This window comes from Shigella sp. SIG3, from assembly GCF_053555855.1.
Window position 1 is genome coordinate 1 of record NZ_JBQZXE010000145.1, and the last position, 8148, is coordinate 8148.

An 8148-nucleotide genomic window follows, 5' to 3' on the forward strand; every position below is an offset into this window, starting at 1 on the left:
GGCGGCTACCTTCATCCACTAATGCCGTGACATACATGCCAGGCAGCAAGTCACCATTTGGGTTGGGGAAAATCGCCCGTAACGTCACGGAGCCCGTGGTTTCATCAACCGTCGGGTCGGAGAATTTCAGCGTGCCGGTCTGGCTGTAACGTTTACCATTTTCCAGATTGAGCTGTACTGGCGTACTGCCCTGAACCTGTTTGATTTGCCCACTGGCGACCTCTTCTTTCATGCGTAAGAAATCTTGCACCGACTGCGTGAGATCGACATAAATCGGGTCCAGACGTTGTACGGTAACCAGCGAATCTGCCTGATTAGCGGTAACGAGTGCGCCGACGGTCACCGACGATTTCCCGCTGACGCCCGTAATCGGCGAGGTGACATTCGCGTATTGCAGATTGATCGTCGCCTGTTCAACAGCCGCTTTGGCGACGGTGACATTGGCTTCTGCTTCATTCAGCTGGGTGCGCGCGGTGTCGTAATCCTGACGGCTAACGTAGTTGGTCTTCAGCAACGATGCCTGGCGGTTAAAGGTGATGCGGGCATTGCTGGCGGTAGAGAGCGCTTTCGCCAGCGAGCCTTTGGCGGAGTTTAGCTCGGCCTGTAAAGGTGCAGGATCAATCTGATACAGCGAATCGCTCTGGTTCACTTTATCGCCTTCGATAAAGTTGCGTTTAATGATAATACCGCCCACCTGGGGACGTATCTCGGCAGCTTCATAAGGAACGGTTCTACCGGGCAATTCGCTCAACACATTGACCGAACTAGGGGAGAGTGTGACGACACCGACCTCAGGCGTCATGGCGGCGGCGTTTTCCGCCGATTTGTCATCGCAGGCGGTGAGCATCGCGCCGCAGAATAACAACGGTATTAACAGCTTTCTTCTTCTGTTCATTTTAGTCCCTGAAAATTCTTGAGAAATAACGGTTCTTTAAATTGCGCGCGAGGAGAGATATGAGGGATTTACAGACCAGCGGCATAGTGGGGTTGTCAGCCAGTAAGGTGGGATACAGGCACAGTGATCGACATGGTGAGGTCAACGACAAAAAAAATGTTGCCGTTCTGCCAACAGTTCCTGCCAGCATTCGGGCAACGAAGGGTTCTACTGGTGGATACACATACCAGGGGAATCAAGTCGTTTTAGCCTCTCCTTTAGTAATCACCGGGGGTAATGAAATCAGCATCTGCATCCCTCGTCATGCCAGCCATCAATTTCAGTTGCTTATGTCCTGACTAAAAATAAGATGTGATACCCAGGGTGACGATGTCGCTCATACGTCTTAGTTTCAGCTTGTACATAATGTTGAATTTCTGAATCTTTAATGTTTGTTGCGAAATATTGAGCGTCGACGTGATATTGCTTTCATTTTTATTTTTCAGAATCAGTTGCATAATTTTGAACTGATTATGTGAAAAACATAATTGTGAATTCTTATGGGGCAAGTGTTTACCATAAGTAATCTCAAGAAGATTTTTGATACTTTCTTTGCGGCTAACAAAATAAATAGGCGCTTTAGCTTTTAGTTTACTGATGTGATAAGGTGCCAAAACAATAATTCTCTCGGCATCTAATTTCTCCAGAAATTTAATCGCTTCTTCATCAAGGATATGATTGTGATAGGTATCAATGATAACCTTGAAGGGTTTATTGCCTACTTTTTTGATCTCTGACAGGGAATTGATTTTTATCATTTCGTGATTATCTTTCAACTGCCAAAAGCCCTGTAAAAGAAAAGAATCTTTCGTCATGAGAAAAATCATAACTTGCTCCTTAGCCGTTATTGTTTCGAACATGTCATCCTTTTCATTATTTACATCCTTGTCCGAATCGTTGTTCAATATAGTAAACGCCTATAAGAACTTTGCCCTTCGTGAACTAATACGTCTATTAACACTAATCAATACTTCAGATTTATCCATCACGCACTCCATATATTGATCCTAAGTAAGATTCCTGGTTGTTATCAGCTTGTAAATAGTAAACAAAAAGTTAACGTTTGCGGATTACTGCCCAAGAATAAGTTATCAATAACCAGTTTGTGATCTCTGAAGAATATTACTAAAGTTAAAATGTAATCCGATTTAAATATCGAGTCTCCTTGTTTCGACTTAAGCTGGCAATTGGATTGCCAGCTTTCTTTTAACGCATTGAAATTACCTGAGTAAATAACGCATTTATGTCTTCAGGTTTTTATATAGCGTCTGGAGACACGGATATTTATGCAATGTAATCAACGCCAGTTGCAAAAAAATGAACCCGGATTACTTATTTAACCGCCCATAGCATCAACGCTTACGGAACTCTTTGTTCACTTTCCCACAGCACTTTTAAAACATTAAACCTGACTACGGAAAATATCAGCCATGATAATGTTTGAAATGGCTAATTTGCCATGGAGTGAAAAAAATTAGATGAAATTCAGTAGGTTGAAATAATCACTAGCAGGTAATTATTTCAATGATAGTGCGCAATTGATCTACAACACTGCGTAGCGGAGAGAGTATTAATCGGATCATAGTCACATCAAGTGACTATGATCCGGGTGACAACCGGGGTAATTATTGCTGCTTAACGAACAAACTGGCGAAGCTGAACAGGCTGGCGGCGCTAAATATCAGTTCAATTCCCACCAGTGTGGAAACCAGCGTTACAGACACCATCGGCGTTGCACCAAGGAATATCCAGGCAATGACGATATCCAGCACACCAATAACGAGCTGTAGCCAGCTGCCTTTCATTGAACGCTGACGATACCAACTCATCAGGCGAATAACCCCTGCAACACAGAACAAACCGGCAATAAATGCCGCAATGGCAAAAATGCCCAGCTCCGGTGCACGGATGAAGAAATAGCCGATCAATAAATAGGCGACTGCGACGAGGAAACCGGATAATACCGGCCAGAAATTATGACTGCGGTTGCTGAATAACCCGACAATAAGCGCAATACCCGAGCAGATTAATAATGCACCCACTACTGTGCTTAAAATATCGCCAGAGACGAACGGGAAACTGATACACAGCAACCCGACGATAAACAGCAGCACGGCAATAAACTGGATTGCTCTGCGATGCTTTTTCAGCATCTCCAGATCAAACTTCAAAATTGTTGCCTTATCTATATATAACATAGAACCACCCTATAAAATTAAGAAGAAAATCCCCTGCTATCAATCTATGCCAAAAACGCGTCTAAGAATGCAGTCGATTTAATAAAAATTTCCTAATTGCAGTATCTGATGCATCTGTAACTCATTGTATTGAAATAAAAATATCTGATTTTGATATTTTCCATCAACATGACATATACAGAAAACCAGGTTATAACCTCAGTGTCGAAATTGATTCGTGACGGCTCTTTCACTTTATAGTTGAGGATATTACGATGAAAAAAGTATTAGGCGTTATTCTTGGTGGTCTGCTTCTTCTGCCAGTTGTGAGCAATGCAGCGGATGCGCAAAAAGCAGCTGATAACAAAAAACCGGTCAACTCATGGACCTGTGAAGATTTCCTGGCTGTGGACGAATCCTTCCAGCCAACTGCAGTTGGTTTTGCTGAAGCGCTGAACAACAAAGATAAACCAGAAGATGCGGTTTTAGATGTTCAGGGTATTGCAACCGTAACCCCAGCTATCGTTCAGGCTTGTACTCAGGATAAACAAGCCAACTTTAAAGATAAAGTTAAAGGCGAATGGGACAAAATTAAGAAAGATATGTAATTCCGGGAATGCGTTACATCGTACTTCCTTGCATATTGAACAGGCCGGAATATCTTCTTTAAAAGCAGCTATTCCTCCTGTTCATATATAATCTCTATATTGAATGGGTTACAAAATGAATATTTCATCTCTCCGTAAAGCGTTTATTTTTATGGGCGCTGTAGCGGCTTTGTCACTGGTGAACGCACAATCTGCGCTGGCAGCCAATGAATCCGCTAAAGATATGACCTGCCAGGAATTTATTGATCTGAATCCAAAAGCAATGACCCCGGTTGCATGGTGGATGCTGCATGAAGAAACAGTATATAAAGGTGGCGATACCGTTACTTTAAATGAAACCGATCTCACTCAAATTCCTAAAGTGATCGAATACTGTAAGAAAAACCCGCAGAAAAATTTGTATACCTTCAAAAATCAAGCATCTAATGACTTGCCGAATTAATGAGGTACAAGTAAAAAGGAGTAGCAAGTTGAGCCATCTTGCTGCTCCTTTTTGCATTTTTATATGACAGCAGAATTAATTATACGTCTTATACTCGCGGCAATTGCCTGTGGCGCTATTGGCATGGAAAGGCAAATGCGCGGCAAAGGAGCAGGGTTACGCACACATGTATTAATTGGCATGGGAAGCGCCCTGTTTATGATTGTTTCGAAATATGGTTTTGCTGACGTGCTGTCTTTAGATCACGTCGGACTCGACCCCAGCCGTATTGCTGCTCAGGTGGTGACGGGCGTCGGGTTTATCGGTGCAGGTAACATTCTCGTTCGTAACCAAAATATTGTAGGTCTGACGACGGCAGCGGATATCTGGGTGACCGCCGCATAGGTATGGTTATTGGCAGCGGTATGTACGAACTGGGTATTTATGGTTCAGTGATGACCTTGTTGGTGCTGGAAGTCTTCCATCAATTAACCTTCCGCCTGATGAACAAAAATTACCATTTACAGCTGACATTAGTGAACGGTAATACGGTATCAATGCTCGACTGGTTTAAGCAGCAAAAAATAAAAACTGATTTAGTTTCGTTGCAGGAAAATGAAGATCATGAAGTGGTCGCCATTGATATCCAGCTTCATGCCACAACGTTGGTAGAAGACCTGTTGCGATTATTAAAAGGTATGGCAGGGGTGAAAGGCGTTTCAATTAGCTAATCTGTGTGGCAGCGTAGCCAGACTCACCGTAAGCCTGAAATTCACACCAGATAATCAATATGCTGATGGCGTACCAGCTCATTGATCCGTTTAAGATTGAGGATCATCATGATATTGTGTTTATGGCAGTAGAACGTTTTTAGCGATATTTTCAGTTTCTCCAGAATATCTTCAGTTGTCATTTGATTCGCAATGCAGCTCAGAACCTGATGTTGCTTGCGCGAAAGTGACACATTCGCTTCAGGCACAGAGCAGTAACTGCCATTGATGAGTGCGACAAAATCAATGATAGTGATAGTCCGCGGAACAAAGGTCACCGGTACTTTCCCCAGACAGCGTTTAATATTAAAGGGGGAGAAAACAATGACATGGACAGGTTTTAATCGTTCAATTTGAGTGAGAAAATTAGAATGAAATACATTATTCATTAATGTATCAATAATGACGAAGGCATTCTGATGCAACATTACGTCGATCTCTTCTTCGTTCTGTATATGAACGACATTACCTTTACTCAGAATGTTTTTCATCGCGGTGAAGAACATCGTATCCCTGGTAATTATAAGAAACATAACCGACTCCTGGTGCGGACATTAACTTTATAATCAGTTTGCCAAAGGTAATTAACAGGACAGGGCTTATAATAATAATAGTTAGCTTACTGTATATTAATTTTATGTAATACATGATGCAGATGCTGAGAAAGCATCTGCATCTTTCGGTGGTGTTATTTGACCAGCTCAGGTGTTACCTGACTCACCGCATTGGTGTAGTAAGGCGCACCCAAGCCCGGTTCCGGCCAGAATGCACCATAGCCGTAATCCCACAGGTTATAGGTGGTATTAACCACTTCTCTCAAATGCCACACCTGGATGCCCTGCATATTCACTTCCAGGAAGTTATACGGGACTTTATTGATAAAGCCTGGTTGTTCACCCTGAATGGTACCGAGGATGGTAACAAAGTGATTACGATAGTTCACTGGATCAAGGAAGCCGCTTTGTCTGGCGAGCAGTCGGCCCTGATAGTTGGCTTCAATATCAGGCTTCGCATAGCTATCCAACGGTAATACAGCGATTTCTAACAACGTATCCGTTTTGCCATTGATAACGTTGATAACCTTCCCACCAAAGCGCGCTTGTTGACCAACATATAACCCCGGCTGGTTATGAACAGCAACAAAACTTTTTTGAATATCAGGTTGGTTATTGCCTTTGATATTTTGCGGAATTGAACTACATGCGGCAAGCAAAAATGAAAGGCTGAGGATGAGTGCACCTTTTGTCATGTTCATGTTACTATCCTTATCAACAAATATTAAAACCATAATAGATATTTCTTTATAGTTTTCATCTGATTCTGAGGTGATATGCCTGATAGTAACGTAAACCTGTCTGATGTTTATATCCCTTCTGTTTAGTTCAATTCCGTTATTTTGGGGCGTGGTATGAGTATCCATCGCCCAATAATATAACCCTTTGTTTTAAAATTACATAAAATCTATTTTTATTCAATGATTATAAAGTGCTAATAATCAATATTATGGTATTATATTCTGATAATGATTTGATAAGCGAATTCTTTTGCCAGATGGTATTTCTATTTCCACCCCATAATTTATATCTTTTTCATTAGGCAGATCTCTCTTTAAATAAAAGGGGTATGAAATCTTTTCGGGTTGAAGTGTCTCGTAATGAAATGCTATGAATTCATTTTTAGACATTGTTGCCCATTTTTGAATTTTATTGTATAGAGAGGGTGTTGTAAACTCTTGAAGTTGTTTATAACATATTTTTTTGAACTCTTGCTTATATTTTAATATGTCATCAAATGAAAGATTCACTACCTTTGCCTCTAAGAAATCAATTATTCTCGAAGCAATTTCCGCTTTCGCGCGTAAAGAGTTGTCATTAATAGTTAACAATGTAGAAAACAAGCCATTGATTTGTTTGTCAAGATGTTGTTCATATTTATGTAGTTTGGGGATGGGATTTTCCTTGTGTGAAAAAATAGTGTTAAATAAATTTGCGTCAGTGAAATTTATATTAAGTAGATCTTCAAAATAAAATTTTGATAAGGTTAGGACTAGCTTGGACATATCTTGCCCTGTCATGTTGAAATCAATAAAGTCGCATCCAGCAAGGGCTTCCATCCTATTTTCATTTTTACTGTGCTCAATATACAGCTTCGCCATTTTTAAGTACAAGCTTTGAATGTCTCTTATATCGGTTGGTAAGTCAGCTCGTTGCCCAGCAAAATTTTTATTATCGGAAGAAACGGTTTGGACACTGAATCTTTCGGGTATTCCTTCTTCTACGAGAATTTTAGTTATGATTGGATTGTTGGGTTCTGGATTAACGACAACAATGATTTGACATACAGAATCCTTATCCTTTTCGTATCTAATGTTATGAATCTGATTAAGTATTGATTGTGTCTGTTGCGTAAGTGGTGTCGAACTTATCGTTTCAATGTTATTAATAAGACTTACAAGTTGAACCACAACTTTTGAGTAGTCTGCATTTGTATATGTGGTGTTCGTGTGGCATGCATTAATTTGTTGGAGTTGTTGTTGCGCTAAATCAAATTGTTCAGGGTTGTATCCTTCTCCAGAGAATGTGGAATTAATGGGTTGTTGTTCTTCCCAATTATCATAAGGCCACTTCGGTGTGTCTGGCGTTTTAACATTATCGGTATTTGTTGTGCAGTTATAAATATCGCCGTGATATGTATTTATTATACCTAGGGTAAAGTCAATTGACATAACATTCCTTATTCATCATCTGTTTTATGCTAATGTTTTTAAATTGGATAATTAGAACAGGAATGGATTTTCTTCTACACACAATAAATATAATGCGTTATATCTTCCTGATATAATTACCTTTAAATTCCCTTTCATTTCCACCCGGTAATATTTGTGTATAAAAAAAGGGCAGTGATAGTATCGTAAAGGAAAACGTTAACAACTATCAAAAAGCGCTCATTTTAAAAAGTTATTATGTTCTCCGATAGTGTGTGAAGTAATATTTTTGTGATGTTTTAGATGTGTAATAATGAACCAGGTTAAAGTGTATTTAAAAATGTGTTGTATTAGCGACTGAAATCTGCCTTTTAAAAAGGAGGAGGGTACTGAGACAAAGAGTCATTGCTTCTCCGATAAAATGTCAGAGAAGCATGATTACGTGGTTATTGTCTGTTGATGACTTGTTGACCGAGCCGTCATCATTCTCAATGCATTAGTTAAATCATTTGTGATTTTTAAGGATTATCCTGT

General features: G+C 40.3%; 9 protein-coding genes and 1 pseudogene. 4 read left to right on the forward strand and 6 right to left on the reverse strand.

Annotated features, from left to right (window positions below; genetic code table 11):
- Positions 1-847, reverse strand: an 847-nt coding sequence (locus ACUU1I_RS18180) for an efflux RND transporter periplasmic adaptor subunit (protein WP_449144873.1), incomplete at its 3' end; no start/stop codon positions are given.
- A 107-nt stretch (positions 848-954) separates the two neighbouring features.
- On the opposite strand from ACUU1I_RS18180, the gene ACUU1I_RS18185 reads away from it, so the two are divergent.
- On the forward strand, positions 955-1233 hold the full coding sequence (locus ACUU1I_RS18185) for a hypothetical protein (protein WP_001205330.1): 279 nt from the start codon (positions 955-957) through the stop codon (positions 1231-1233).
- On the opposite strand, the gene gadE is transcribed toward ACUU1I_RS18185, so the two are convergent.
- Together gadE and hdeD are read right to left on the reverse strand one after the other, a co-directional pair.
- Entirely contained in the window at positions 1234-1761 is a 528-nt protein-coding gene (gadE, locus tag ACUU1I_RS18190) for an acid resistance transcriptional activator GadE (protein WP_000576690.1), read from the reverse strand.
- 798 nt (positions 1762-2559) lie between these two features.
- Entirely contained in the window at positions 2560-3132 is a 573-nt protein-coding gene (hdeD, locus tag ACUU1I_RS18195) for an acid-resistance protein HdeD (protein WP_000965672.1), read from the reverse strand.
- Positions 3133-3386: 254 nt separating this feature from the next.
- Here hdeD and hdeA point away from each other — a divergent pair, with 254 nt between their 5' ends.
- From hdeA to ACUU1I_RS18210, 3 genes and pseudogenes are all read left to right on the forward strand, one after another.
- Positions 3387-3719, forward strand: coding sequence for an acid-activated periplasmic chaperone HdeA (hdeA, locus tag ACUU1I_RS18200; RefSeq protein ID WP_000756550.1), 333 nt, complete (start codon positions 3387-3389; stop codon positions 3717-3719).
- Between the two features lie 115 nt (positions 3720-3834).
- Positions 3835-4161, forward strand: a complete 327-nt coding sequence (gene hdeB, locus ACUU1I_RS18205) for an acid-activated periplasmic chaperone HdeB (RefSeq protein ID WP_001298717.1) — start codon at positions 3835-3837, stop codon at positions 4159-4161.
- Positions 4162-4224: 63 nt separating this feature from the next.
- A pseudogene (locus ACUU1I_RS18210) lies at positions 4225-4871 on the forward strand (MgtC/SapB family protein).
- Positions 4872-4912: 41 nt separating this feature from the next.
- Here ACUU1I_RS18210 and ACUU1I_RS18215 read toward each other — a convergent pair.
- The 3 genes from ACUU1I_RS18215 to ACUU1I_RS18225 all read right to left on the reverse strand — a co-directional run bounded on the left by ACUU1I_RS18215 (position 4913) and on the right by ACUU1I_RS18225 (position 7635).
- Positions 4913-5443, reverse strand: coding sequence for a helix-turn-helix transcriptional regulator (locus ACUU1I_RS18215; protein WP_000478623.1), 531 nt, complete (start codon positions 5441-5443; stop codon positions 4913-4915).
- Between the two features lie 155 nt (positions 5444-5598).
- Positions 5599-6165: an outer membrane lipoprotein Slp gene (gene slp / locus ACUU1I_RS18220; RefSeq protein ID WP_005072051.1), complete on the reverse strand. Its 567-nt coding sequence runs from the start codon at positions 6163-6165 to the stop codon at positions 5599-5601.
- Between the two features lie 246 nt (positions 6166-6411).
- Complete coding sequence (locus ACUU1I_RS18225; RefSeq protein ID WP_000020590.1) at positions 6412-7635, reverse strand: hypothetical protein; 1224 nt, start codon at positions 7633-7635, stop codon at positions 6412-6414.
- Positions 7636-8148 lie beyond the last annotated feature (513 nt).

Bases quoted from the DNA above. Each gene is read 5' to 3' on its own strand.
- ACUU1I_RS18185 (WP_001205330.1), top strand. From the start codon at position 955: ATGAGGGATTTACAGACCAGCGGCATAGTGGGGTTGTCAGCCAGTAAG.
- gadE (WP_000576690.1), bottom strand. From the start codon at position 1,761: ATGATTTTTCTCATGACGAAAGATTCTTTTCTTTTACAGGGCTTTTGG.
- ACUU1I_RS18225 (WP_000020590.1), bottom strand. From the start codon at position 7,635: ATGTCAATTGACTTTACCCTAGGTATAATAAATACATATCACGGCGAT.
- hdeB (WP_001298717.1), top strand. From the start codon at position 3,835: ATGAATATTTCATCTCTCCGTAAAGCGTTTATTTTTATGGGCGCTGTA.
- ACUU1I_RS18215 (WP_000478623.1), bottom strand. From the start codon at position 5,443: ATGTTTCTTATAATTACCAGGGATACGATGTTCTTCACCGCGATGAAA.
- hdeD (WP_000965672.1), bottom strand. From the start codon at position 3,132: ATGTTATATATAGATAAGGCAACAATTTTGAAGTTTGATCTGGAGATG.
- hdeA (WP_000756550.1), top strand. From the start codon at position 3,387: ATGAAAAAAGTATTAGGCGTTATTCTTGGTGGTCTGCTTCTTCTGCCA.
- slp (WP_005072051.1), bottom strand. From the start codon at position 6,165: ATGAACATGACAAAAGGTGCACTCATCCTCAGCCTTTCATTTTTGCTT.